This is a genomic window from Stenotrophomonas genospecies 5 (assembly GCF_054473825.1).
The window spans coordinates 236,787-261,473 of sequence record NZ_JBTMUW010000003.1 but is presented as its reverse complement, the minus strand read 5'-3'; the positions used below and the strand labels follow the sequence as shown (position 1 = coordinate 261,473).

Genomic DNA, 24,687 nt, shown 5'->3' with positions numbered 1-24,687 from the left:
TGGTCCGGCGCTACCCCTCGCTGGTTGGTGGCAGCGCGGGGCGACGCCCTGTGGATTCCGCATCCCCGATGAGCAACTGCCGCAGGTCATCGCGGAACAGCCGGTAGGCGTCTTCTCGACGGACCTCGTCGGCCTGCCGCAACACCCATGCGGGATGCACCGTGGCAGAGCCACGGGTGCCATCCGGCAGGGTGTGCCAACGGGCGCGATCACGCGTCAGGCTGAAATGGCTGCCGAACACCGCCGACGCCGCCGTTGCGCCCAGGCACACGATGATCTCCGGCCGCACCCGCTCGATCTCGCCGAGCAGCCACGGACGGCAGGCCTGCACATGGCGGCCCTGCGGACGTTTGTGCAGGCGCACCTTGCCGCGCCTCTCGTGGTGGAAATGCTTCACTGCGTTGGTCAGGTACAGCGTGGAGCGGGCGATACCCAGCTCGGAGAGGGCACGGTCCAGCAGCGCGCCGGCAGGTCCCGCGAAGGGGCGTCCGCACAGGTCCTCGGTGTCGCCCGGCTGTTCGCCGACCAGCATCACCCGTGCATCGCCAGGCCCTTCACCGAACACCACCTGCGTGGTGGACTCCCACAGGGGGCACTGCCGGCAGCCCGCTGCCTGGCGCTGCAGGGTAGCCAGATCACTGGAGGGTGAGGGGACCGGGGATGTCGCCTGCCGCGATGGAATCCGCCGCTGGGGTGGCTGCGCCGGGCGATCGTGCATGGCCTGCACGCGGTCGCCAGCATCGCGGATCAGCCCGGGCAGCACCTGCGCCTCGGGCAGGTGCCGCCAGTACCGGGCAGGCATCTCCTGCTGCATCATCCGCGTGTTGAGGCGTGCGGGATTGAAGATGCTTGCGTAGTAGGTCTGCCAGAGCGTCTCGCGTGCGTCCTCCGCCGGCGCCTGCTCGCGGTGCCCGCCAGCGCCGAAGGACAGCGCCTGGCCATCCCAGTGCACGCTCCGGTAGGGGGTGAGGATGGCCCAGCGCATGCCAGCGAAGCGGCGTGCGAAGAACGCCGCGACCCGGTCGACGATCCGATGCTGCGGCTCGAACCATGCGATGAAGGCATCCTGCTCGCCGGGGATCTCGCGGAAGCGCACGAACGCCTTCATCTTGTGCGTGTCGCGGCGGACCGCCTGCGCCATCGTCATCGCGCGCAGCACATCGGCGTCGGTTGGATTGGAGAGCAGCGCGCGCTCGCCGTGCACGATCCGCCACAGCAGCCGGTACAGCAGTGGCATCGGCTGCGCATCGGCATGGCACAGGCAGGTGGAGGCCAGCTCAAGGAACGCACTCGGCACATGTGGCACGGAGGGCGTTTCCAGAAGCGGGGCCTGGGTCGCTGCAGGAGCATCCAGCAACGACCCGGCGCTGCTTTCCAACCAGTCCAGCTGCTCGGGCGACAGTCCGCGCAGCAGCGCTTCGCGCGCTGCACCCCGCCAGGCATCGAGCGACCACGGGGGATCGACCCGCAGCGACCAGCGCTGGGCGTCAGGCCGCCGGCGGTGCATCGAACAGCGATCCCTGGCGGGGCGGCGGCGCCAAACGCGCACGCAATGCCACAGGATCCTCCAGCGCCTTGCGTGGCTGGTGGTCAGCCAGCAGCACGAACGGCAGCAGCTTGCCCATCGGTGCCTTCAGCCTCGCAATGTCCGCCACCCGCAGCCGGCCATGGCGGCGCGCCATCAACACGCGTTTCACATTGCGTACGCCGAGCCCGGGAACCCGCAGCAGCAGTTCCTTCGGCGCACGATTGAGGTCGACCGGGAAGCGCTCGGGATGGCGGATCGCCCAGGCCATCTTCGGATCGATGTCCAGATCCAGCATGCCCCCCTGCGCGGTGTCGGTGATCTCTTCCACGCCGTAGCCATAGAAGCGCAGCAGCCAGTCCGCCTGGTACAGCCGATGCTCGCGCTGCAGAGGCGGCGGCTGTACCGGCAACTGCAGACTGGCGTCGGGAATGGGGCTGAAGGCCGAGTAGTAGACGCGGCGCATCCGGTAACTTCCGTACAGATTGTCGGCACTGCAGAGGATCTGCCTGTCGCTGGCGCCATCGGCACCGACGATCATCTGGGTGCTCTGCCCCGCCGGTGCGAAGCGCGGGGCTTTCGCTCGCGTCCGGCGCGGCGCGCCCGCGGTGATCGCGCGCGATGCCTTGCCGGCCTCCTTGGCCTCCTCGATGCGCCAGCGCAGCTCGCCCATGGCGCCGCGGATCGAGCCGACGGTCTTCTCCGGAGCCAGTTTCGTCAATCCGGCCTCGGTGGGCAGTTCGACATTGATCGAGAGACGGTCGGCGTGCCGGCCGGCCGCTGCCAGCAGTTCCGGCGATGCTTCGGGAATGGTCTTGAGGTGGATGTAGCCGGCGAAGCGATGTTCCTCGCGCAGCCGGCGGGCGACTTCCACCAGGCGCTCCATCGTGTAATCCGCATTGCGGATGATTCCGCTGGAAAGGAACAGGCCCTCGATGTAGTTGCGCTTGTAGAAATCCAGGGTCAGCGCGACCACCTCATCCACACTGAAACGCGCGCGTGGCACGTTGCTGGAGACGCGGTTGATGCAGTACGCACAGTCGTAGACGCAGAAGTTGGTGAGCAGGATCTTCAACAGGGACACGCAGCGGCCGTCCGGCGTGTAGCTGTGGCAGATGCCCATGCCCTCGGTGCTGCCGATGCCACCGCTGGTCCGGGAGTCGCGCTTGCCGGACCCGCTGGAAGCACAGGAGGCGTCGTATTTGGCGGCGTCGGCAAGAATGGCCAGCTTGCGGAGGGTGTCCATGGCGGCACGCTACGCAGGGGCTGTCTCATTGGGTGAGACAGCCCCTGAACTCTTCAGGATCTGCCGCCGGGCATGGCCCGGCGCTACCGATGCACTGGCACCCCCGCCGGGCATGGCCCGGCGGGGGTGGATCAGAAGCCGTGGGTGATGCTCGGCTGGCCTGCTGAATAGTCGGCGTACGGGTCGTGCTCGCCGCTGCTGCCTTCGGAGAGGCGGAACTTCAGCGCCAGGCCGTCGCGCGAATCGGCAGCGCGCAAGGCTTCCTCCTGCTCGATCACGCCAGACTTGGCGAGCCGGAACAGGCATTGGTCGAAGCTCTCCATGCCTTCTTCCAGCGAGGCTTCCATCGCGGCCTTGATCTCGTGCACCTGGCCGCGTCGCAGCAGGTCGCGGATCATCGGGGTGTTGATCAGCACCTCGGTGGCTGGAAGACGGCGGCCGTCCTTGTTCTTCACCAGGCGCTGGCTGATCACCGCACGCAGGTTCAGCGCCAGGTTCATCAGCACGTTCTTGTGCGCGCTTTCCGGGAAGAAGTTGAGGATCCGCTCGATGGTCTGGTCGGCATTGTTGGAATGCAGCGTGGCCAGGCACAGATGGCCGGTCTCGGCGAAGGCGATGGCCGCTTCCATCGTCTCGGCATCCAGGATCTCGCCGATCAGGATGACGTCCGGTGCCTCGCGCATCGCGTTCTTCAGCGCATTGTGGAAGGCATGGGTGTCCAGCCCCACTTCACGCTGGTTGACGATGGACATCTTGTGCTTGTGCAGGTACTCGATCGGATCCTCGATGGTGAGGATGTGTCCGGTCGTGGTGCTGTTGCGATGGTCGATCATCGACGCCAGCGAGGTCGATTTGCCGGAACCGGTGGACCCCACCACCAGCACCAGCCCGCGCGGGGTCATGATGACGTCCTTCAGCACCTGCGGCAGGTTCAGCTCCTCGATGCTCGGGATCCGGCTGCGGATGGCGCGGATGACCATGCCGACCTCGCCCCGCTGCTTGAACACGTTCACCCGGAAACGGCCGGCATCGGCCAGGGCGATGGCCATGTTGAGCTCCAGCTCGCGCTCGAACTGCGGCACCTGGCCCTCGTCCATCAGCGAATAGGCGATCTTCTTGACCATGCCGGGCGGCAGGCCGGTGTTGCCCAGCGGGTAAAGCTTCCCCTCGATCTTGATGTAGACCGGTGCTCCGGTGGTCAGGAACATGTCCGAGGCGTTCTTTTCGGTCATCAGCTTCAGGAAGTAGCCGATATCCATCGCGAATTTTCCCCAACGAAACTGCCGGCGCCCGTTGCAAGCACGGCGCTGGCTTGACGACAATGGCCGTGAACCGACAACCGGTACGGCCTCCCCGATGAAACGACCTAGCTTCGCACGAATGCGCCACGGCCTGTATGTGATGGCGTTTGCATTCGCACTGTCTGCCCCCGCCTGGGCGCAGGACGGTGCGCTGGAACTGGCCCAGGCCCGGCAGGCGGTGGACAAGGCCACCCAGGCCGATGCCGACCAGTACGCGCCGGACCTGATCGATCTGGCCCGGCAGGGCCTGGAGCAGGCGCAGCGCGCCGCTGGCGATCGCCGCGAACGCAAGAACGCCCCGGCCATGGCCCTGCGCGCGGCGGCCGATGCCGACCTGGCCCGCGCCCGCAGCGAGGAGGCCACTGCCACCGCGCAGCTGCAGCTGCGCCGCAACGAGGTCAACCAGCTGCAGCGCCAGCTCTCGACCGGGGAGGACCGCCGGTGAAACCCGTGAACGCCGCAACCCTGGCCGTACTGCTGGCTCTGCCGACCCTTGCCCTGGCGGCCGACAACCCCGTGGTGGCCCAGCTGAGCCAGCGCCTGATGGCCATCCAGGCCAATCCGGACACCGCCGAACTGGGCGCCTTCGAGCGCATGCAGGCCCAGCAGGCCATTGCCACCCTGGACAAGGCCAAGCGCCGCGACCAGGAGTTGGCGACCTACCTGGCCCAGCGCCGGGTCGAGATCGCCGAGACCGCCGTACGCGCGGCCCTGGCCGCCCGTGAGGTCGATCGGCTCGAGCGGACCCGCAGTGACCTGCTGATCGAGGCGAGCCGCCGCGATGCCGCCCGCGCCCGCCAGGAGGCCGAACAGCTGCGCATGCAGGCGCAGATGCAGGCCGAGGAAGCTGAACGCCTGCGTCAGGCTGCCGAGGCCGAGACGCTGGCACGGCAGGACGCCGAGAACGCCCTGACCAGCGTGGCCGGCAAGCAGCAGCAACGATTGAGCGCGGCCCAGCAGAATGCGGCGAAACTGGCCCGCGAGGAGGCCGAGCTGGTGTCCGGGCAGAAGCTGCCGGGCTCGAAGTTCGACGGACGCGGCGAGGTCTTCACCTTCGCCGGTGATGCTTTCGGAGCGGGCGGCTCCAGTCTGTCCGCCGGGGCGCGCAACCAGGCCAAGGCGTTGGCCGAGTACCTGAACATCGGCAAGAAGGGCCGGCTGCGCATCGAGGCCTACGACAGCGCCAACGGCGTCGGGCAGAAGCGCGCCGAGGCCCTGCGTGATGCACTGGTGGCGGGCGGTGTCGCCAGCAACCGCATCCAGATCAGCGGCAAGAAGGCGGCGTCGACCCGGGCGCGCTCGGCCGAGGTCATCATCGCCCCGTAATTGATTGATATTGTTTGTTTTTCGTTGCGTTGAGCATTCAGCCTGAACCCCGCCCCGGCGGGGTTCGGTCTTTTTGTCGCAGGGGTCTTGTACCCCGCCCGGAGCAGGCGTAGGGTCAATCGTCCGGGACGCAATGCCGCGGACCGGACGATGGGAGGGCCGGGCCGATGCAAGCAGGGCGCGAACCGCAGCAGACCGACGTGCGCAGGCCAGTGCCGCAGGTCGTTGTGCGCACCCATGCAGCCATCGAACGGCGCTCCTCCATGAACAACGCCCCGTGCCTTGCGGCCGGGGCGTTCGCGTATCTGTCGAAGGAGGTCCATCATGTTTGAAGATCAGCCCCAGAGCGAGATCGACGCACGTCGCGCGCGTGATCCGGAGTTCAGGGCACTCCATGACCAGCACCGCAAGTTGAACAAGAAGTGCATGGACGCGGAGTTGGGTGTACTCCCGATCGATGATGTCACCCTGGGTCGCATGAAGCGTGAGAAGCTGCTGGCCAAGCAACGACTTCTGCGAATGTACGAAACACCGCTCCCAACGACGTCCGCCACGCTGTGACGCACCTCGTCACGCCCGGAACGGCGTGATCCGGCCACAGAAGGCCCGGCCAGGCGCTCGCGCCCTGGCGTCGCGGTACCGCCGATGACGGCGGCCGCGCCAAGGCACCACAGGCGGTGGTGCCTTGGCCCGCACGTCCCTGTCTCATCGATGCGGACGGTACCGGTCTCCTCGTCGATCCGGGGCCGTCCGCATCCCTTTTCCGGCAGCGTCGCGCCCATACCCGGACTGACCTGACTTTCAGCGCCATCCGTCGGATAATCATCTGTCCGGCCCTGTGTGGCGCGAACCGAAAGTCCTGCGAATGCCCATCCATTCTTCCGTCCTCGAACTCATTGGCCAGACCCCGATCGTCAAGGCCCAGCGCCTGGACACCGGTGTCTGCGAGCTCTATCTGAAGCTCGAGAACGCCAACCCGGGTGGATCGATCAAGGATCGCATCGGCCTGTCGATGATCGAGGCAGCGGAGAAGCGCGGGGACCTGAAGCCGGGCGCGACGCTGGTCGAGGGCACCGCGGGCAACACCGGACTGGGCCTGGCCCTGGTCGCCCAGCAGAAGGGCTACAAGTTGATCCTGGTTGTTCCCGACAAGATGAGCCGGGAAAAGATCTTCAATCTGAAGGCGATGGGCGCTGAAGTGCGTCTGACCCGCTCGGACGTGGCCAAGGGCCACCCGGAGTACTACCAGGACCTGGCAAAGACCATCGCCGAGCAGACGCCGGGCGCCTACTTCATCAACCAGTTCGGCAACCCCGACAATCCGGCCGCCCACGAATTCGGCACCGGCCCGGAGATCCTGGAGCAGATGGGCGGCGATCTGGACGCCATCGTGTTCGGCTGCGGCAGCTCGGGCACCATGACCGGCCTGTCGCGCGCCTTCGCCACGCTGTCGCCGAAGACCGAGCTGGTGCTGGCCGACCCGGTCGGGTCGATCCTGGCCGAGTACATCAATGATGGCGTGCTCAATGACAAGTCGGGCAGCTGGCTGGTGGAAGGCATCGGCGAGGATTTCCTGCCCTCGATCTCCGATTTCAGCCGTGTCACCAAGGCCTATGCCATCAGCGACGCCGAGAGCTTCCACACCGCACGCGAACTGCTGGGCAAGGAAGGCATCCTCGGTGGCTCCTCCACGGGTACCCTGCTCGCCGCCGCACTGAAGTACTGCCGCGAGCAGACCACGCCGAAGAAGGTGCTGGTGCTGGTGTGCGACACCGGCAACAAGTACCTGTCGAAGATGTACAACGACTACTGGATGCTGGACAACGGCTTCCTCGAGCGCCCGCAGCACGGCGACCTGCGCGACCTGATCCTGCGCCCGTACGGCCAGCGCGACACCGTCGTGATCGGCCCGAATGATCTGTTGACCACCGCCTACCAGCGGATGAAGCTGTACGACGTCTCGCAGCTGCCGGTGATGGAGGGCGACCAGCTGGTCGGCATCGTCGATGAAAGCGACGTACTGCTGCATGTCTACGGCGACGAGGCGCGCTTCCGGGATCCGGTGGCCACGGCCATGGTCAGCAAGCTGGACCGGCTGGACGTGAAGTCGCCGATCGAAGCCCTGCTGCCCGTCTTCGATCGTGGCCAGGTGGCGATCGTCATGGACGGCAATGCCTTCCTCGGCCTGATCACCCGGATCGATCTGCTCAACTACCTGCGGCGTCGCGTTCAGTAACGCGAAGATCGCAGACGATCGCAGCTGAATTCACGTTTATTCGCGTCAAAGGTTGTTAAGGCCGCGCTGATAGACTTCCGCTCCTTCGACGGCACCGTCCACCGGTGCCCATCAGGAATCAACATGTCCAACGCTTCTTCCCAGGATCGCGCGCTCGCCCTGGCCACCCTGGCCATCCACGGCGGCCAGTCGCCCGATCCGAGCACCGGTGCGGTGATGCCGCCGATCTACGCCACCTCGACCTATGCGCAGTCCAGCCCGGGCGAGCACCAGGGCTTCGAATACTCGCGTACGCACAATCCGACCCGCTTTGCCTATGAGCGCTGCGTCGCCTCGCTGGAGGGGGGAACCCGCGGTTTCGCCTTTGCTTCCGGCATGGCCGCCAGCTCGACCGTGATCGAACTGCTGGACGCCGGCAGCCACGTGGTGGCGATGGATGACATCTATGGCGGCAGCTTCCGCCTGTTCGAGCGCGTGCGCCGTCGTACCGCCGGGCTGGACTTCAGCTTCGTCGATCTGACCGACCTGGCCGCGTTCGAGGCTGCGATCACGCCGGCCACGCGCATGGTGTGGATCGAAACCCCGACCAACCCGATGCTGAAGATCGTGGACATCGCCGCGGTCGCCGCCATCGCCAAGCGCCACGGCCTGATCGTGGTGGTGGACAACACATTCGCCTCACCGATGCTGCAGCGTCCGCTGGAACTGGGTGCGGATCTGGTCCTGCACTCGGCCACGAAGTACCTCAACGGGCATTCGGACATGGTCGGCGGCATGGTCGTGGTCGGCGACAACGCCGAACTGGCCGAGCAGATGGCGTTCCTGCAGAACTCGGTGGGGGGCGTGCAGGGGCCGTTCGACAGCTTCCTGGCCCTGCGTGGCCTGAAGACCCTGCCGCTGCGCATGAAGGCGCACTGCGCCAATGCGCTGGCCCTGGCCCAATGGCTGGAAAAGCACCCGGCGGTGGACAAGGTGATCTACCCCGGCCTGGCCTCGCACCCGCAGCACGACCTGGCGACCCGCCAGATGGGCGGCTACGGCGGCATCGTCTCGATCGTCCTCAAGGGCGGTTTCGAGGCGGCCAAGCGCTTCTGCGAGAAGACCGAGCTGTTCACCCTGGCCGAATCGCTCGGCGGCGTGGAGAGCCTGGTCAACCATCCTGCCGTGATGACCCATGCGTCGATCCCGGTCGCGCGCCGCGAGCAGCTGGGCATCAGCGATGCGCTGGTGCGCCTGAGCGTGGGGGTGGAAGACCTGGGCGACCTGCAGTTGGACCTGGAACGGGCGCTGGGTTGAGCCGCACCATGGCCAGCAACGACGAAAGCCGGGGAGGGACGCGGGCGCCACGTCGCATCGTCCACGCCCTGCGCGCCCGCCTGGGCGGGCTGCGCCGTTGGTGGCTTGCCCGCGGACTGGAGCAGGCGCGTTTCCCCGCGCTGCCCGCACCGGCCGCTGGCGACGCGCGCGGTGAAGCGCTGGTCTTCCCGCCGACCGATCCCACCCTGGGGCCGGGCGTCAATCTGTACGGCTACATCCACGGCCAGTTCGGCCTGGGGCAGGCGGCACGGATGTATGCCCGTGCCCTGCTGGGTGAGGGATATCCGGTTGCGGTGAACGATGCCGCCCTCCGCATCCCGCATGCGTGCAATGACCACAGCCTGTCCGGTCAGCTCGGACGGGGCGCGCCCTATCCCTTCAACCTGGTATTCGTGAATCCGGACCTGTTCGGTGAACTGGCGCCCCGCCTGCCACGCGATACCTACACCATCGCGTTCTGGTTCTGGGAACTGGATACCGTGCCGGCCGCATGGCAGCGAACGCTGGAGCAGGTCGACGAAGTCTGGGTCTCCACCCGCTTCGTCGAGGATGCCTTCCGGCGCGCGACCGGCAAGCCGGTGGTGCGCATTCCGCATCCGATCGTGCCGCAGCCCGGCGCGGACCTGGCCCGGTCCAGCTTCGGCCTGGACGACGACGCGTTCGTGTTCCTGTGCAGCTTCGACTTCAATTCGTCGATCCACCGCAAGAATCCGTGGGCGGTGCTGGCGGCGTTCCGCGCGGCCTTCGATGGTGCACCGGACAACGTGCAGCTGGTGATGAAGTGCAGCAACGGCTTCCGACATCCGCAGCGGCTGCGCGAGCTGATGCAGCAGGCTGCCGGCGATCCGCGCATCCTGGTACGCGACCAGGTGCTCGACGATGCGCAGCTGCACGCACTGCAGGAGACTGCCGATGCCTATGTCTCGCTGCACCGCGCGGAAGGGCTGGGGCTCGGACTGGCCGAGAGCATGGCCCGTGGCAAGCCGGTGATCGCCACCGCCTGGTCGGGCAATCTCGATTTCATGAACGATGGCAACAGCTGCCTGGTGCCGTTCCGCACGGTGCCGATCCGCCCTGGGGAGTATCCCTTCGCCGATGGCGGCACCTGGGCCGAGGCCGACGTGCCGGCCGCGGCAGCGTGGATGCGCCGGCTCGCCCGTGAACCGGGCCTGGCGCAGCGGATCGGCGTGCAGGCACGCAGCGACATCCTGGAAACCATGAGCCTGCAGGCCGCCGCAACGGCCATGCGCGCTCGATTGCAGTCTTTGGAACGACACGACCGATGAACCCAAGAACCACCACCACCGGGCACGAGGATTGGACATGCTGGGTATGCTGAAAGCCCTGTGGAACTACCGCTATTTCATTTTTTCCTCGATCAAGAACGAGCTGCGGCTGCGCTTCATCCGCAGCCGCCTGGGCGCCTTGTGGATGATCATCCACCCGCTGATGCAGGTGCTGATCTTCGCCACGATCCTGTCCGAGGTGCTGGCCGCCAAGCTGCCGGGCATCGATGACAAGTACGGTTACGCGCTGTACCTGATGTCCGGCACCCTGTGCTGGACGATGTTCTCCGAGACCATCGGCAAGTCGGTGAACCTGTTCGTCGACAGCGGCAACCTGATGAAGAAGATGTCGTTCCCCCGCATCTGCCTGCCGTTCATCGCCGGTGGCACGATGCTGGTCAACAACGTGCTGCTGCTGGTGGCGATCTTCGCGGTGTTCGCGGTGATGGGCCACATGCCCACGGCCGAGGCCCTGTGGCTGCCGGCGCTGATGCTGCTGACGCTGAGTTTCTCGATGGCGCTGGGCCTGCTGCTGGGCGTGCTCAACGTGTTCATGCGCGATATCGGCCAGGTCGTCCCGGTGGTCCTGCAGGCATTGTTCTGGCTGACCCCCATCGTCTACCACATCACCATTCTGCCCGAGCGCGTGCAGGCTATCTTCCGGCTCAACCCGTTGCTGCCGCTGGTTACCAGCTACCAGAACGTGCTGCTGTTCGACAAGCCGCCGGTCTGGGGTGACCTGTTGTGGCTGATGATCGCCACGGTGGTGCTGGCATTGGCTTCGCTGGTGATGTTCCGTCGTGCCAGCCCGGAAATGGTGGATGCGCTATGAGTGGTGAACTGAAGGTCGACAACGTCGGCAAGGCGTATCGTGTCTGGACGAGTGAGTGGCTGCGCGCGGCCCGCTGGTTCGGTGTGCCGACGCGGCCCAAGGAAGAGAACTGGGTGCTGCGCAATGTGTCTTTCACCATCGCGCCCGGCGAAGCCGTGGGCGTGATCGGCCAGAACGGCGCGGGCAAGAGCACCCTGCTCAAGCTCATCACCGGAACCGCCCAGCCCACCGAGGGCCAGGTGACGCGGACCGGCCGCGTTGCGGCGATTCTCGAGCTGGGCATGGGCTTCAACCCCGACCTCACCGGTCGCCAGAACGCGTTCCACTCCGCAGGCCTGATGGGCTACTCGCAGGAGCAGATCGAAGCCGCGATGCCGGAGATCGAGGCCTTCGCCGAAGTGGGCGAGTACTTCGACCAGCCCGTGCGTACCTATTCCAGCGGCATGCAGGTGCGCGTGGCGTTTGCCGTCGCCACTGCATTCACCCCGGACCTGCTGATCGTCGACGAGGCCCTGTCGGTCGGCGACAGCTACTTCCAGCACAAGAGCTTCGACCGCATGCGTCGCTTCCGCGAGGAGGGCACGTCGATCATGCTGGTCTCGCACAGCCTCAGCGACGTGAAGGCACTGTGCGACCGCGCGATCCTGCTGGACAAGGGACGAGTGCTGAAGGATGGCGAGCCGGACGAGGTCATCGATTTCTACAACGCGCTGATCGCGAAGAAGGAAAACGAGACGCTTGCGGTCGAGCAGCGCCGTGGCAAATCCGGCTGGGTGACTACCCGGAGCGGGACCGGCCAGGCCAAGGTCGCTCGCATGCGCCTGCTCGATGCGGAGACGCAGCAGGAGGTTGCACTTGCGATGGTGGGCCAGAAACTGCGCGTCGAGCTCGAGGCCAGTGTCGGTGAGAATCTGCCCAGCCTGGTACTCGGTTTCATGATGCGGGACAAGCAGGGACACATCATCTGGGGCAGTAACACCTGGCACACACGACAGGTGCAGCGGGACGTCCGTGCCGGTGAACGGCTTGTGTTCCATCTCGACTTCACCTGCACGCTGGGGCCGGGTTCCTATTCGATCTCCCCGGCGCTGGTCAGCACCGAAACCCACCTGGTCGACAACTTCGAATGGGTGGACAACCTGCTGGTGTTCGATGTGATGAATGCCAACCGGACCACGTTCATCGGCTCAAACTGGCTCGATGCACAGTTCAGCGTGGATCGCTCCGGTCCCTCCGCACAGGGCAACGAAGGGCTGCAGCAAGAGTGAACACGTCGATGCAAAAGTTGATTTCCTATGCCCAGAACTTCGAGGACATCATGCTGTGGCGCGCCCTGTCGGGCGTGCAGGACGGCTGCTACATCGATGTTGGTGCGCAGAGCCCGGATACCGACTCGGTCAGCCGCCTGTTCCACGAGCGGGGCTGGCGCGGCCTGCATGTGGAACCGACGCCGCATTACGCCAACCTCCTGCGGGAGCGCCGTCAGGATGAAATCGTGTTGCAGGTGGCGCTCTCGAACACGCCAGGTGTGCTGCGCTTCTTCGACATCGCCGAGACCGGCCTGAGCACGCTGGAAGAGTCCATTGCCGAGGAGCATCGCGAAGCGGGCTTCCGGGTGACCGAAATCCGTGTTCCCACGATGACCCTGGACACGGTGCTCGAGCAGTTCAACGGGCGTGAGATCCACTGGTTGAAGATCGACGTCGAAGGCGCCGAGGGGCGGGTCATCGAAGGATGGAGACAGTCCGAACTGCGGCCATGGGTCGTGGTGATCGAGAGCACGCGTCCATTGAGCCCGGAACAGACCTACGCCGAGTGGGAACCTGCCGTGCTGGCAAAGGGCTACCGTTTCGCGTACTTCGACGGCCTCAACAGGTTCTATGTGAGCGAGGCACATCCTGAACTGCTTCCCGCTTTCAACTGTGGCCCGAACGTCTTCGATGACTTCAGCCTCAGTGCTTCGTCCATGTTCTGCGGCGAGGTGAACCTGTCCTATCACGCATTGAAGGTTCACACCGAGCAACAGATTGCCGAACGCGACGAACTGATCGCAGCGCAGGAGGAATCGATCAATCACCTGCGCAGTGAATTGGAGCGCGCGAGTGTCGATCATGCCAACGCCATCAATACGATGGTACTGGCCCAGCACCGCGTCCTGGAGGACACCGCACGCGCGATCGAGCAGGCCACCGAGCAGAGCACCCAGGAGCTGGCCGAAGCCCGCGCCGCGCTCACCGCGCAGCAGGTCGAAGCGCATCGCTGGTGGCTGCGTGCAGAGGAGCTTGCCGCCACTGTCACGACCATGGAGCAGAGCCGCTCCTGGCAGCTGACGCGTCCGCTGCGGGCGGTGAGGAGGCGGATGTCCGGCGGCGTGCTGGCTGCCTCCAAGCGGGCACTGCGACCCCTGGTCGTGGCCAGTCTGAAGCTGGCTTTCAAGGTTCCAGGGTTGCGGCGGATGGCCAAGCCGGTCGTGGTGCGCATTCCCTTCCTCTACAATCGCTTGTTCGCAATGGCCAGTGATGGCGGCATGTTCGCCGCAGCATCGCAGGCCAATCCGCAGCCGCCCCTGGGAGGGCGCGAGCGGGAAGGGAGAGCGATCCATCTGGATGGAAAGGCACTGAAGGTTCTCGAGGACCTTCGCGTTGCCTGCAAGCGGGGAGCAGGTTCATGAGGCTGGTGATCGATCTACAGGGCGCGCAGACGGAAAGCCGTTTCCGTGGCATCGGCCGTTATTCGGTATCGCTGGCGCAGGCCATGGCCCGCAATGCGGGCGATCACGAAGTCTGGCTGGCGCTCAATGGTGCATTCCCGGACGGCATCGACGATATCCGCGCAGCCTTTGACGGCGTGCTTCCGGAAAGCCGGATCCGCGTTTTCGACACCTTCTCCGAGGTCGGTTGGCCGCAGGCTGACAACGCCTGGAGGCGGCAGTCGTCGGAGCTGATGTGGGAATCGGCGCTGGCCGGCCTGCAGCCGGACATCGTGCACGTATCGAGCCTGTTCGAGGGGGCCCAGGGCGGGGCGGTGACCTCGATCGGGCGGCTGCCGGGCGGCGCCCCCTCGGCGATGACGCTGTATGACCTGATTCCCCTGTTGAACCCGGAAAAGTACCTCGGCTCGGACTGGGGCCGGGCCTGGTACATGGACAAGCTCGAGGCGCTGAAGCGCTCGGAGCTGTTGCTGTCCATCTCCGGTCACGCGCGTGAGGAGGCACTGCAGGCCCTGAGCCTGGATCCAGCGCGCATCGTCAACATGTCCTCGGCCATTTCCCCGCATTTCCAGCCGCTGGCCATCGGCCCGGAGCAGCGCGACCGGCTGCGCCAGCGCTTCGGCATTACGCAGGGCTACGTGATGTACAGCGGTGCGATGGAGCCGCGCAAGAATGCAGAGAGGCTGCTGCAGTCGTTTGCCATGCTTGGCGATGCGTTGCTGAGACAGCATCAGTTGGTGATCGCCGGCAAGGTCAGTGCACACGACATGGTGCGCTTCAACATCCTGGCCGGGCAGCTGGGCATCGCCGATCGCGTGGTGTACACCGGCTACATAACCGACGACGAGTTGATTCTTCTCTACAGCGCGTCGAGCGTCTATGTGTTCCCGTCGTTGCATGAGGGCTTCGGGCTCCCGGCACTGGAAGCTATGGCCTGTGGTGCGCCGACGATCGGCTCTGGTACCACCAGTGTGCCCGAGGTCATTGGCCGACAGGATGCGTTGTTCGACCCGACCGACGTGGTAGACATGACGCGTTCCATCCGCCGTGTGCTGGAGGACGCCGATTTCGCCTCGGCGCTGCGCGCGCATGCGCCGCAGCAGGCCGCGCGCTTCTCCTGGGATACAACGGCCTGTACCGCGCTCGCCGCGTTCGAGCGCGTGGTGGCGGATCGTCGTCCGGTACCGCGTGGCTGGCAGGAAAGCCGGCGTGCCCTGAAGGGCAACTATCAGTCGCTGTTGTCCGAGCTCGGCCGCCTGGATGCTTCTCCCGGCCCCAGCGACCTGGAGTTGCAGGTTGCGGCACGGGCGATCTCTGCCGCCATGGAAGCCAACCTGGCCGTTGCCCGCTCCGGTGAACTGCCTGATCGGCTGGACTGGCGCATCGAGGGCCCGTTCGACAGCAGCTACAGTCTGGCGCTGGTCAACCGGAATCTTGCGTTGGCCCTGAAGGCGCGCGGGCACAATGTGGTCCTGCATTCCAGTGAGGGCCCGGGTGATTTCGAGCCTTCGCAGCAGTTCCTGCAGGACAATCCGGCCATCGCAGCGCTGCATGCCGGCGCGGCCGGGCTTCCCGCTTCGCAGGCGACCGTCACCAGCCGCATGATGTACCCGCCGCGGGTTGCCGACATGGAGTCACGGATCAACACCGTGCATCTGTATGCGTGGGAGGAGTCCGGTTTCCCGCAGGCATGGATGGACGACTTCAACGTGAACCTGCAGGGCATTTCGTGCCTGTCCAATCACGTGCAGAAGATCATGGTCGACAACGGTGCGGCGGTTCCGCTGCGCGTGGGCTCCTGTGGTGTCGACCACTGGCTGTCGGTGGAGGCAGACCCGGCGTATCGCATAGAGGGCAAGGCGTTCCGGTTCCTGCATGTCTCTTCCTGCTTCCCGCGCAAGGGCGTGGATGCCCTGTTGATCGCGTATGGCCAGGCCTTCACCAACGCCGATGATGTTTCGCTGGTCATCAAGACGTTCGCCAATCCGCACAATGAAGTTCACCGCTGGCTGCAGGAAGCCTCTGCTGGCCGCGACGATTTCCCGGATGTCAGGATCATCGAGGGCGACATCACCGATGGGCAGTTGAAGGCGCTGTACGCCCAATGCCAAGCACTGGTCTCGCCGAGCCGTGCGGAGGGTTTTGGCCTTCCGATGGCAGAGGCCATGCTGATGGATCTGCCTGTGATCACGACTGCGTGGGGCGGTCAGCTGGACTTCTGCACGCCTGACACAGCCTGGCTGGTGGATTACCGTTTTGTCCAGGCAAGGACCCATTTCAACCTGCATGGCTCGGTCTGGGCAGAACCGGATGTGGCCTCACTGACGGATGCGCTGGTGCAGGTGCATTCGGCCCCGCCCGCACTGCGTGCCGAGCGTGCCGAACGTGCCAGGGCCCTGCTGCTGGAACGCTTCAAGTGGTCGGACGTGGCGCGCAAGCTTGAGCAGGACGTGCGCTCGTTTGCCGGTGACCCCGGGCTTCCTTCGGTTGCCACCGGGTGGATCACGAGCTGGAACACGCGCTGTGGAATCGCCACCTACGCCAGCAATCTTGTTGAGGGACTGCACGCGCCGGTGAGTATTCTGGCTGCCGACGACGCTGATCGCACGTTCGATGACGGCCCGGAAGTCACCCGTTGCTGGACACGCGGTTTCGGTGACGATCTGTCGCGCCTTTCGGCCGAGATCGAGCGCCTTGAACTGAAGGCTCTGGTCATCCAGTTCCAGTACGCCTTCTTCGATTTCCCGCACTTCGAACGTTTCCTCGCCCGCCAGAAGGCGGCAGGGCGCACCGTGGTGGTCCTGATGCATGCCACCATCGACGCTGCCGAGACGCCCACCAAGCTGCTGCGGATCATCGCGCCTTCGCTGGCCCTGTGTGACCGTGTACTCGTGCACAGCATCGAAGACCTCAATCGCCTCAAGGCCGTTGGTGTCGAGCGGAACACGGCGCTCTATCCGCACGGCATCATGGATGCTCCGGTTGTCGCTCCGCGCAGGGGCAGCACCAGGCTGCACCTCGCCTCCTATGGATTCTTCCTGCCGCACAAGGGGCTGCTGGAGCTGATCGAGTCAGTGAGCATCCTGCGGCGGTCCGGCATCGATGCCTGCCTGACCATGGTCAATGCGGAGTATCCGGATCCCGCCTCGGCCGAGCAGATCCAGCGGGCCGAACAACTCGTGTCACGGCTGGGGCTCAAGTCGCATGTGCGCATCCTCACCGGTTTCCAGCGTGACGCAGACAGCATGGCATTGCTGCAGGAGGCGGACATCATCGTGTTCCCGTACCAGGGAACCGGCGAATCCGCGAGTGGTGCAGTGCGCTACGGCCTGGCGGCAGGCCGTCCGGTGGCGGTCACGCCTATTCCAATCTTCGATGACGTCGGTAACATCGTCCACAGACTGCCGGGCACGCGCCCCAACGATATCGCGCGCGGCCTGGCCGCACTGCACGCAGGCTGGAACGCGGGCGACGCGGCCATCGAAGCCGTCCAGCAGCGCGCTGCCCAATGGCGGTCGGATCATCGCTATCCCAGGCTGGCCGCCCGACTGGACAGCATCACCCGCCAGCTGGTCCACCTGGCCCAGTGACACTCCTCCGCCCTACCATTACAACGAGAATGAACATGAAGAAGGCAATCATCACAGGCATCACGGGTCAGGACGGCGCCTATCTCACGCAGCTGTTGCTGGAGAAGGGCTATGAAGTGCACGGCACCTACCGCCGCACCAGCTCGGTGAATTTCTGGCGCCTGGATGAGCTGGGCGTGACCAACCACCCGAACCTGCACCTGGTGGAGTACGACCTGACCGACCTCGGCACGTCGCTGGCGATGGTGCAGAAGATCCAGCCGGACGAGATCTACAACCTGGCCGCACAGAGCTTCGTCGGCGTCAGCTTCGACCAGCCGACTACCACCGCGCAGATCACCGGTGTGGGTGCACTGAACCTGCTGGAAGCGATCCGCCTGGTCAATCCGAAGATCCGCTTCTACCAGGCGTCGACCTCGGAAATGTTCGGCAAGGTGCAGGCCGTGCCGCAGGTGGAGGACACCCCGTTCTACCCGCGCAGCCCGTACGGCGTGGCCAAGCTCTACGCGCACTGGATCACCGTCAACTACCGCGAGAGCTACGACATCTTCGGTTCCAGCGGCATCCTGTTCAACCACGAAAGCCCGCTGCGCGGGCGCGAGTTCGTGACCCGCAAGATCACCGACTCGGTTGCCAAGATCAAGCTGGGCCAGCTGGACGTCCTGGAACTGGGCAACCTGGACGCCAAGCGTGACTGGGGCTTCGCCAAGGAATACGTGGAAGGCATGTGGCGCATGCTGCAGGCCGAGCAGCCGGACACCTTCGTGCTGGCCACCAACCGTACCGAGACCGTGCGCGACTTCGTGGCGATGGCGTTCAAGGGCGCCGGCATCGATGTCGAGTTCAAGGGCAAGGACGTGGACGAAGTCGCGGTGGACACCGCCACCGGCAAGACCGTGATGCGCATCAATCCGAAGTTCCACCGCCCGGCCGAAGTCGATCTGCTGATCGGCAACCCGGAAAAGGCCGAGCGCATCCTTGGCTGGAAGCCGCAGACCAGCCTGGAACAGCTGTGCCAGATGATGGTCGAGGCTGACCTCAAGAGGAACGAGCGTGGCTTCTCGTTCTGAGTTGTCAGGCCAGCGCGTGCTGGTCACGGGGGCGTCCGGGTTCACCGGGCGCTACGTGATCGAGCGCCTGCGTGCTGCCGGTTGCGATGTGCATGATCTGCATTCCGGCGACACCGCAACGTCGGTCAATCTGCTCGACCGTGCTGCGCTCAAGCAGCACGTCGCCAGAGTGCGTCCGCAGCGCGTGGTCCATCTGGCTGCGATCTCGTTCGTCGCCCACGGTGATGCCGACGAGATCTACCGGGTCAACGTGGTGGGTACGCGCAATCTGCTGGAAGCGCTGGCGTCTCTGGACGAGGCGCCGAGCAATGTACTGCTGGCCAGCAGTGCCAATGTCTACGGCAACGCGTCCGGCGTGCTCGACGAGCAGGCGCCGCTTTCGCCGCAGAACGACTACGCGGTCAGCAAGATGGCGATGGAGGCCATGGCGGCGCTGTGGATCGATCAGCTTCCGCTGACCCTGGTGCGTCCATTCAACTACACCGGCGTGGGCCAGGACGAGAAGTTCCTGATTCCGAAGATCGTGGCGCACTTCCGCCGCGGTGCCGATGTGATCGAGCTGGGCAACACCGATGTCTCGCGCGATTTCAATGACGTGCGGGGCGTGGCCGCTGCCTACGAAGGCCTGCTGGCACTACCGGGCAATGGCCAGACCTACAACGTCTGCTCCGGCCAGGAGCATTCGCTGCATGAGGTCATCGAACGCATGCGTGGCATCTCCGGCCGCGACATCGAAGTGAAAGTGAATCCCGCCTTCGTCCGCGCCAACGAGGTCAAGTCGCTGCGTGGTGACAACGGCAAGCTGCGGGCCGCGGTCGGCTCATTGCCGGACTTCGATCTGGGCGAGACGCTTCGTTGGATGTACCAGGGCTGACGCCGGATACCGCGGGAGACACGCATGCTGATTGAAGTTGCCGTTGCCGTGGCAGCCGCAGGAACGGCAATCGCGGCAGCGGGCGGCGGCATCGCCGGGCTGTGGCCAGCGGACGCGAGGAGTGCTGCCCCGGCCGGGCACCTGATGGGCTGGCGGCTGGCGCTGGGTCTTTCAGCTGCGTTGCTGCTGCTGCTCAATGCCAACCTCTGGCTTTCCGGGAAAGCCGCCTGGGGCGCTCTCGCACTCGTCGCCATCGCGCTGCAGGGGCTGCTATTCCTGCGTGACCGCCCGCGTTTCCTGCAACAGCTGCCGCTGCTGGTCATTGCTGGCCTGTCTTCCACCGCGCTGGCCCTGGTGTGGTTGAAGCTGTTCGCCGCGCATGGAACGTGGTTCCTGCAGGGCGATGGCAACGACATGGTCTACTTCTTCGCCGGCGGAGCATGGGCCGTCGAACACCCGTTGATGGTTCCCCAGGCGCTCGTGGCATCCACATTCGGGCTCGGCGATTGCAGGGCCGGAGTCATGCTGGTCGGTGAGGGGTGTGCGGTGTCGCGCAGCGGCAGCTATACCCTGATGTCCCTGCTGCCCGGAGTGATCGAAGGCCTTTCTCCCAACGCCGCGCGCGCTGCCCTCGGGTTGTCCGGGATACCGCTGCTGGCAGGTCTGCTGCCGCTGCTGTGGTGGCGGGGCTCCGGCACCGAACCCACGCGTCTGGCCCGGGTCTGGAGATACGGTGTCATCCTCGCTTCGGTGATGCTGATGGGGCTGTGCACCGGTATCGTCGGCTCCGTCGCCAATGGAAACATCGGTACCGCATTCGCCGGCGCGCCGCTTGTGATGCTGGCGCTGCTCGCATTCGTGCCCTGTGCGTCGCCCGCGTTGAAGGCGACTGTGCTGGGTCTGGGGGCGGCCATTGCCACCCATCTTTACGGCGAAGCCCTGGTCTACGCATGCGTTGTGGTGGCCGCCGGTGTAATCGGCGACGCCGTCCGCCTCAGGCGCCCCAGCTGGGCCATCGTGGGAGGCGCCATCTCGATTGCGCTTGTGGTGCTGGGATCGAACCTGCTGTTGCGGGAAATCCATCATTCACTGACGACGATCGGCCAGATCGTGCAGGCTGGCGAATGGCGGGTCTGGTACATGAATGCACCGCCCGCGAACTGGCTGGCGGCTCCGTTCGCAGGGATCCAGATGGATGGACAGCAGCTGGTGGCGCCGCTGCACCGTGGGCTGGGTCTGTTGCTGGCTGCGATCACCATCGTCCTGTCCCTGCGCAAGGATCGATGGGTGCCCGCAGCGCTGCTTGCTGCGTTCAGCCTGGCGCTGGTGATCTACCTGGAGCGCACCGGCTATCAGTACGGCGAACATAAGGTCGTGCAGATGCTCGGTGCGATCTGGACCGGAGCACTGGGCGCGATGCTCCTGGATACGCTGCTTCGTTCTCCGTCGCCGAAGCCGAACCTGGAATCGCAGCAGAATGCGCTGGCGATGGTCGCACTGCTGGCAGTTCCGGTGCTGACGGTCAGCTTTCTCCTCGACTCAGCAGAGGCGCTGAGGCTGCGCGCGCCCGAGCGTGCGCTGCCGCGTGATTTCACAGCGGGCCTGGCGCATGTCGTGCCCGGCGATGAGGTGGTGATCGATGCTTCTGCAGTGTTCGACATCGGCCGCTACATCAAGCAGGACTATGTGACCATCGGCACGCACCTGCGAGGCGGCGTGGCGCGGTTGAGCAGCCGTGGCGATGGATCGATTCCGGCACATAGCGAATCCGTCAGGCGCGACTCCTTCCGCGGCAGCCAATCTCCCGACTGGCTGGTGCGATTGACCGACGCCGGACACGCATCGGTGTTCAACCCCCAGTTGCCAGCGACGGTGGTCGTGCCAGGTGTCTACGACCTTGTCGACCTGCGCGACGGGCAGGTGGGCATCGTGCTGTCCGGCGATGGCTGGCACGCCTGCGAGCCCACGCATTGCTGGAGCGCCGGGCCGTACAGCCTGGAAGTGTGGGCGCCTGCCGGATGCCCCCGTCCGCAGCTGGTCGTCAGCCAGAGCTTCCATGCCGTACCCCATGACGGCATGCTGAAGGTCAGCGTCCAGGGACGTGTTGTCAGTACGCTGGCTCCAGCGGATGCCACCACTGTCACCCTCGATCTGCCCGCGGGCTGGTCCCGAGTGGAGGTCACACCGGACTGGCCGATCGTTTCACCGGAGTCACTCGGCACTTCCGTGGACCCGCGGCCGCTGTTCGCAGCGGTGTCTTCTGCGCAGGTCCACTGTGGATCAGCTGCGGCCGGTGCGGCAGCAGCGATGCGTTGAGCCCCATTCTCCAGTCGACATTGGAATTCCCATGCAACTCCTGATCGTCTTCGGCCTGGTCATCCTCGGCGCCTGTGGAACCGTCCTGCTGAAGGTCGGGGCAGGGCGTGTCACCTATTCCGATGGCCTCCTGCCCATGCTGTCGTCTGCGTTCAACCTGCCACTGGTGACCGGCTTCATCCTGCAGATGATCCCGCTGGTGTCGTGGGTGGTGCTGCTCAAGTACATGCCACTGACCAAGCTGCAGCCGATGATCGCCCTGACCTACGTGGTGACACCGGTGCTTGCCGTGCTGTTCCTGGGCGAGCACATCGGCCCACTGCGCATGGCCGGCATCGGCCTGATCGTGCTGGGCGTGGTACTTGTGAGCGCGAGCTGAGCATGAAGATCCTGATCGTCCTGACCTACTACACGCCCTACATGAGCGGGGTGACTGAATTCGCGCGGATGCTTGCCGAGGACCTGTCCCATCGCCACGAGGTCACCGTGCTCACCACCCAGCACGATGCATCCCTGCCGGTGGAAGAGACCATCAACGGCGTGCGCGTGGTGCGCGCACCGGTGTTCGCCCGCATGCACAAAGGCGTCCTGAGCTGGAAGTTCATCACCTGGTTCCGCCGACTGGCGCGGCAGCATGATGTGGTCAACCTGCATATGCCGATGCTGGAATCGGGCCTGCTGTCATTGCTGGTTCCTGCCCGCAAGCTGGTGGTGAACTACCAGTGCGACATGGCCGTGGTGGGTGGACTGCTGGACCGGCTGGCGGTGAACGTCACCCGTGTGTCCTGCTGGCTGGCCACGCGGCGCGCCCGTGATGTCGGGGTGCTCACCCACGATTACGCGAGCTCATCGGCCTGGTTGTCCGGTATCCGTCACAAGCAGCATGAAGTGCTGGCGCCGATGAAGGCGATGCCCTGGCAGGATCGCCCGGCGAGTACCGACGGGGTGTTCCGCTTTGGTTTCGTGGGCCGCTTCGTCGCCGAGAAAGGCCTGCCCGTCCTGCTGGAGGCCTTCAGCCAGGTCCATGCCCTGCATGGCGACCGTGTCCGCCTGGTGCTGGTCGGGGATACCCACAACATCGCCGGCGGCGGCATCATGGATGCCATCCACGGCAGCATCGCCGCGCTGGGGGATGCGGTCGACGTGCGCGGTCGCGTCAGCGAACAGGAACTGCAGGCGTTCTATGCGCAGCTTGATGTGCTGGTACTGCCCAGCGTCAACCGCTATGAAGCGTTCGGCATGGTGCAGCTGGAGGCGATGCTCAGTGGTTCACGGGTGATCGCGTCGAACCTGCCGGGCGTGCGCACCATCGTGCAGAACACCGGCAATGGCGAGGTGGTGCCGGTCGGCGATGCACCGGCACTGGCGGCAGCGATGCTGCGCCTGATGGCCAGCCGCGATGCGGCAAGCCGTGCCGAGGTACGGGCACAGGCACTGCAGGCCTATCCGCTGCGGCGCTTCTACGATCTGCAGGAAGCCATGCTGCTCGATCGCACCGGACCCGAGCGTCCGGCCTGATCCGACCTGGCCGGGTTGCCACCGCTGCCTGCGGGCAGCGATGGCACCGTCATTCCCCGCGCTTGAATGACGGGCTGCGCGCCGGTGGCGCAGCCGTGATGTGCCTGAGTCAGATCGCCGCCAGTACCGACAGGCCACCCACCAGCACCGTGATCAGGCTGCCGGGATCCTTCACTGCGAACACGACCGGGTCGTCGTGCATCTGTCCACGGTGGGCCAGCAGCCAGGTGCGGCAGATCCAGTAGAGCAGGACCGGGCACAGCAGCCACAGGAACAGCGGATGCCCGTAGAGCTCCTGGCTTTCCGGCGCGTTGATGTACAGGCACAGCACGAGTACCGACGCCATGCCCGACGCGGTACCCAGGGCCTGTACCAGTCCCAGGTCCTCGACGTGGTAGCCACGCCCGCTGGGCTTCTCCTTGCCGCTGGCCAGCGTCATGCGCAGTTCGGTGTAGCGCTTGAGCATGGCCAGGCTGAGGAAGATGAACATCGAGAAGGTCAGCAGCCAGAACGAAAGCGTGACGTCGATTGCCGCGGCACCGCCGACGATGCGGATGGTGTAGAGCGCGGCCAGCATCACCACATCGATCATCACCACCTGCTTCATCCGCAGCGAATAGGCCAGGGTGAGGCAGAAATAGATGGCCAGTACCAGCAGGAATGCAGGGGCGACAATGGCCGCCAGCAGGAAGCCGGCCAGGGTCAGTACCGGCGTGGCCAGCAGCCCCGAACGCAGATCCAGCCGGCCACAGGCGAACGGGCGCTTGCGCTTGCGCGGATGCTGCCGGTCCGAGTCGAGGTCCAGCAGATCATTGAACAGATACACGCCGGATGCGCACAGCCCGAAGGCGATGAACGCCAGCACCGCGTTGAGCGTGGTCTCCAGCTCCAGGAAACGATGACTCGCCAGCAATGGCACGAATACCAGCACGTTCTTCAGCCACTGGTGGACACGCATCGCCTTGAGCCAGGCGCGTGGGCCGCCGCCTTCGCGGGGCCAGTGGGCGGCAAGCTCCGAACAGTGCGCCGCAGCGCGGGCGACACCGGCACTGGCGTTGACCACCCAGGCCGAATGCGCGTGCTTCCAGATGGCCAGATCGACCCGCGCGTTGCCCATGTAGTCGAAACCGCGCTCGCCGAACTGCTCCACCAGCAGATCGGCCTTGCGATGGCCGGCAAGATTGGTGTGTCCATCGCTGCAGAACACGTCGTCGAACACGCCCAGATGGCGCGCGATCGGCTCCACCAGTGCCGCGTCCGATGCCGTGCACAGGACCCGCCTGCGATCACTGCTGGTCCGCAGCAGTTCGACCACGCGCGGGTCGTACGGCAGCAGTGCCGGATCGCCGGCACCGTGCACCGCCAGCTGGTGCTTCAGGTGCGCCTTGCCACGCAGCAGCCAGAACGGCAGCACGAACAGCATCCAGGGCTGCCGTGCCAGCATCCTCAGGAAGGTCTCGTACAACAGGTCACTGCGCAGCAGGGTGCCGTCCAGATCAACACACAACGGCCTCGAACGGCCGGCACCCGAAGCACTCAC

19 protein-coding genes are annotated in these 24,687 nt (G+C 65.5%); 15 read left to right on the top strand and 4 right to left on the bottom strand.

Annotated elements, in window-relative coordinates; translation table 11 throughout:
- Positions 1-10 precede the first annotated feature (10 nt).
- The 3 genes from ACX9OW_RS18190 to ACX9OW_RS18180 all read right to left on the bottom strand — a co-directional run bounded on the left by ACX9OW_RS18190 (position 11) and on the right by ACX9OW_RS18180 (position 4,030).
- Positions 11-1,507, bottom strand: a complete 1,497-nt coding sequence (locus ACX9OW_RS18190; RefSeq protein ID WP_459062653.1) for a UdgX family uracil-DNA binding protein — start codon at positions 1,505-1,507, stop codon at positions 11-13.
- Positions 1,488-2,771 (bottom strand): putative DNA modification/repair radical SAM protein, encoded by a 1,284-nt coding sequence (locus ACX9OW_RS18185; RefSeq protein WP_065182510.1) that lies wholly within the window; start codon positions 2,769-2,771, stop codon positions 1,488-1,490. The genes ACX9OW_RS18190 and ACX9OW_RS18185 overlap by 20 nt, the downstream gene beginning before the upstream one ends.
- A gap of 131 nt (positions 2,772-2,902) precedes the next feature.
- On the bottom strand, positions 2,903-4,030 hold the full coding sequence (locus ACX9OW_RS18180; protein ID WP_053516991.1) for a PilT/PilU family type 4a pilus ATPase: 1,128 nt from the start codon (positions 4,028-4,030) through the stop codon (positions 2,903-2,905).
- Between the two features lie 121 nt (positions 4,031-4,151).
- On the opposite strand from ACX9OW_RS18180, the gene ACX9OW_RS18175 reads away from it, so the two are divergent.
- From ACX9OW_RS18175 to ACX9OW_RS18105, 15 genes are all read left to right on the top strand, one after another.
- A complete protein-coding gene (locus ACX9OW_RS18175) occupies positions 4,152-4,517 on the top strand; it encodes a DUF4398 domain-containing protein (RefSeq protein ID WP_053516990.1) in 366 nt (121 codons plus the stop codon).
- Complete coding sequence (locus ACX9OW_RS18170) at positions 4,514-5,398, top strand: OmpA family protein (RefSeq protein ID WP_053516988.1); 885 nt, start codon at positions 4,514-4,516, stop codon at positions 5,396-5,398. Before ACX9OW_RS18175 ends, ACX9OW_RS18170 begins: the two co-directional genes overlap by 4 nt.
- Positions 5,399-5,722: 324 nt before the next feature.
- Positions 5,723-5,959, top strand: coding sequence for a YdcH family protein (locus ACX9OW_RS18165; RefSeq protein WP_053516987.1), 237 nt, complete (start codon positions 5,723-5,725; stop codon positions 5,957-5,959).
- A 304-nt stretch (positions 5,960-6,263) separates the two neighbouring features.
- Entirely contained in the window at positions 6,264-7,634 is a 1,371-nt protein-coding gene (locus ACX9OW_RS18160; RefSeq protein ID WP_053516986.1) for a pyridoxal-phosphate dependent enzyme, read from the top strand.
- A gap of 123 nt (positions 7,635-7,757) precedes the next feature.
- Positions 7,758-8,930 carry a cystathionine gamma-synthase gene (locus ACX9OW_RS18155; protein ID WP_065175355.1) on the top strand — a complete coding sequence of 391 codons (1,173 nt, stop codon included), beginning with the start codon at positions 7,758-7,760 and terminating at the stop codon, positions 8,928-8,930.
- An 8-nt stretch (positions 8,931-8,938) separates the two neighbouring features.
- Complete coding sequence (locus tag ACX9OW_RS18150; protein ID WP_459062652.1) at positions 8,939-10,237, top strand: glycosyltransferase family 4 protein; 1,299 nt, start codon at positions 8,939-8,941, stop codon at positions 10,235-10,237.
- Between the two features lie 37 nt (positions 10,238-10,274).
- Positions 10,275-11,069 (top strand): ABC transporter permease, encoded by a 795-nt coding sequence (locus ACX9OW_RS18145; protein ID WP_111186692.1) that lies wholly within the window; start codon positions 10,275-10,277, stop codon positions 11,067-11,069.
- Positions 11,066-12,337: an ABC transporter ATP-binding protein gene (locus ACX9OW_RS18140; protein ID WP_459062651.1), complete on the top strand. Its 1,272-nt coding sequence runs from the start codon at positions 11,066-11,068 to the stop codon at positions 12,335-12,337. The genes ACX9OW_RS18145 and ACX9OW_RS18140 overlap by 4 nt, the downstream gene beginning before the upstream one ends.
- A gap of 8 nt (positions 12,338-12,345) precedes the next feature.
- Positions 12,346-13,740: an FkbM family methyltransferase gene (locus tag ACX9OW_RS18135; RefSeq protein WP_459062650.1), complete on the top strand. Its 1,395-nt coding sequence runs from the start codon at positions 12,346-12,348 to the stop codon at positions 13,738-13,740.
- Positions 13,737-17,369: a glycosyltransferase gene (locus tag ACX9OW_RS18130; protein ID WP_459062649.1), complete on the top strand. Its 3,633-nt coding sequence runs from the start codon at positions 13,737-13,739 to the stop codon at positions 17,367-17,369. The genes ACX9OW_RS18135 and ACX9OW_RS18130 overlap by 4 nt, the downstream gene beginning before the upstream one ends.
- 35 nt (positions 17,370-17,404) lie before the next feature.
- Positions 17,405-18,439 carry a GDP-mannose 4,6-dehydratase gene (gene gmd / locus ACX9OW_RS18125; protein WP_053516980.1) on the top strand — a complete coding sequence of 345 codons (1,035 nt, stop codon included), beginning with the start codon at positions 17,405-17,407 and terminating at the stop codon, positions 18,437-18,439.
- The gene (locus ACX9OW_RS18120; protein WP_459062648.1) at positions 18,423-19,313 is read left to right on the top strand and encodes a GDP-mannose 4,6-dehydratase; all 891 of its coding nucleotides are present in this window, start codon (positions 18,423-18,425) and stop codon (positions 19,311-19,313) included. The genes gmd and ACX9OW_RS18120 overlap by 17 nt, the downstream gene beginning before the upstream one ends.
- Positions 19,314-19,337: 24 nt before the next feature.
- Positions 19,338-21,629, top strand: a complete 2,292-nt coding sequence (locus tag ACX9OW_RS18115) for a hypothetical protein (RefSeq protein WP_459062647.1) — start codon at positions 19,338-19,340, stop codon at positions 21,627-21,629.
- 31 nt (positions 21,630-21,660) lie between these two features.
- Positions 21,661-22,008 carry an EamA family transporter gene (locus ACX9OW_RS18110; protein WP_053516976.1) on the top strand — a complete coding sequence of 116 codons (348 nt, stop codon included), beginning with the start codon at positions 21,661-21,663 and terminating at the stop codon, positions 22,006-22,008.
- A 2-nt stretch (positions 22,009-22,010) separates the two neighbouring features.
- Positions 22,011-23,147, top strand: coding sequence for a glycosyltransferase family 4 protein (locus tag ACX9OW_RS18105; RefSeq protein ID WP_111186688.1), 1,137 nt, complete (start codon positions 22,011-22,013; stop codon positions 23,145-23,147).
- Between the two features lie 109 nt (positions 23,148-23,256).
- Here ACX9OW_RS18105 and ACX9OW_RS18100 read toward each other — a convergent pair whose 3' ends face one another.
- A complete protein-coding gene (locus ACX9OW_RS18100; RefSeq protein WP_197572361.1) occupies positions 23,257-24,687 on the bottom strand; it encodes a UbiA family prenyltransferase in 1,431 nt (476 codons plus the stop codon).

Bases quoted from the DNA above. Each gene is read 5' to 3' on its own strand.
- ACX9OW_RS18140 (WP_459062651.1), top strand. From the start codon at position 11,066: ATGAGTGGTGAACTGAAGGTCGACAACGTCGGCAAGGCGTATCGTGTC.
- ACX9OW_RS18185 (WP_065182510.1), bottom strand. From the start codon at position 2,771: ATGGACACCCTCCGCAAGCTGGCCATTCTTGCCGACGCCGCCAAATAC.
- ACX9OW_RS18180 (WP_053516991.1), bottom strand. From the start codon at position 4,030: ATGGATATCGGCTACTTCCTGAAGCTGATGACCGAAAAGAACGCCTCG.
- ACX9OW_RS18165 (WP_053516987.1), top strand. From the start codon at position 5,723: ATGTTTGAAGATCAGCCCCAGAGCGAGATCGACGCACGTCGCGCGCGT.
- ACX9OW_RS18145 (WP_111186692.1), top strand. From the start codon at position 10,275: ATGCTGGGTATGCTGAAAGCCCTGTGGAACTACCGCTATTTCATTTTT.
- ACX9OW_RS18115 (WP_459062647.1), top strand. From the start codon at position 19,338: ATGCTGATTGAAGTTGCCGTTGCCGTGGCAGCCGCAGGAACGGCAATC.
- ACX9OW_RS18155 (WP_065175355.1), top strand. From the start codon at position 7,758: ATGTCCAACGCTTCTTCCCAGGATCGCGCGCTCGCCCTGGCCACCCTG.
- gmd (WP_053516980.1), top strand. From the start codon at position 17,405: ATGAAGAAGGCAATCATCACAGGCATCACGGGTCAGGACGGCGCCTAT.
- ACX9OW_RS18150 (WP_459062652.1), top strand. From the start codon at position 8,939: ATGGCCAGCAACGACGAAAGCCGGGGAGGGACGCGGGCGCCACGTCGC.
- ACX9OW_RS18105 (WP_111186688.1), top strand. From the start codon at position 22,011: ATGAAGATCCTGATCGTCCTGACCTACTACACGCCCTACATGAGCGGG.
- ACX9OW_RS18175 (WP_053516990.1), top strand. From the start codon at position 4,152: ATGCGCCACGGCCTGTATGTGATGGCGTTTGCATTCGCACTGTCTGCC.
- ACX9OW_RS18190 (WP_459062653.1), bottom strand. From the start codon at position 1,507: ATGCACCGCCGGCGGCCTGACGCCCAGCGCTGGTCGCTGCGGGTCGAT.
- ACX9OW_RS18135 (WP_459062650.1), top strand. From the start codon at position 12,346: ATGCAAAAGTTGATTTCCTATGCCCAGAACTTCGAGGACATCATGCTG.
- ACX9OW_RS18130 (WP_459062649.1), top strand. From the start codon at position 13,737: ATGAGGCTGGTGATCGATCTACAGGGCGCGCAGACGGAAAGCCGTTTC.
- ACX9OW_RS18110 (WP_053516976.1), top strand. From the start codon at position 21,661: ATGCAACTCCTGATCGTCTTCGGCCTGGTCATCCTCGGCGCCTGTGGA.
- ACX9OW_RS18160 (WP_053516986.1), top strand. From the start codon at position 6,264: ATGCCCATCCATTCTTCCGTCCTCGAACTCATTGGCCAGACCCCGATC.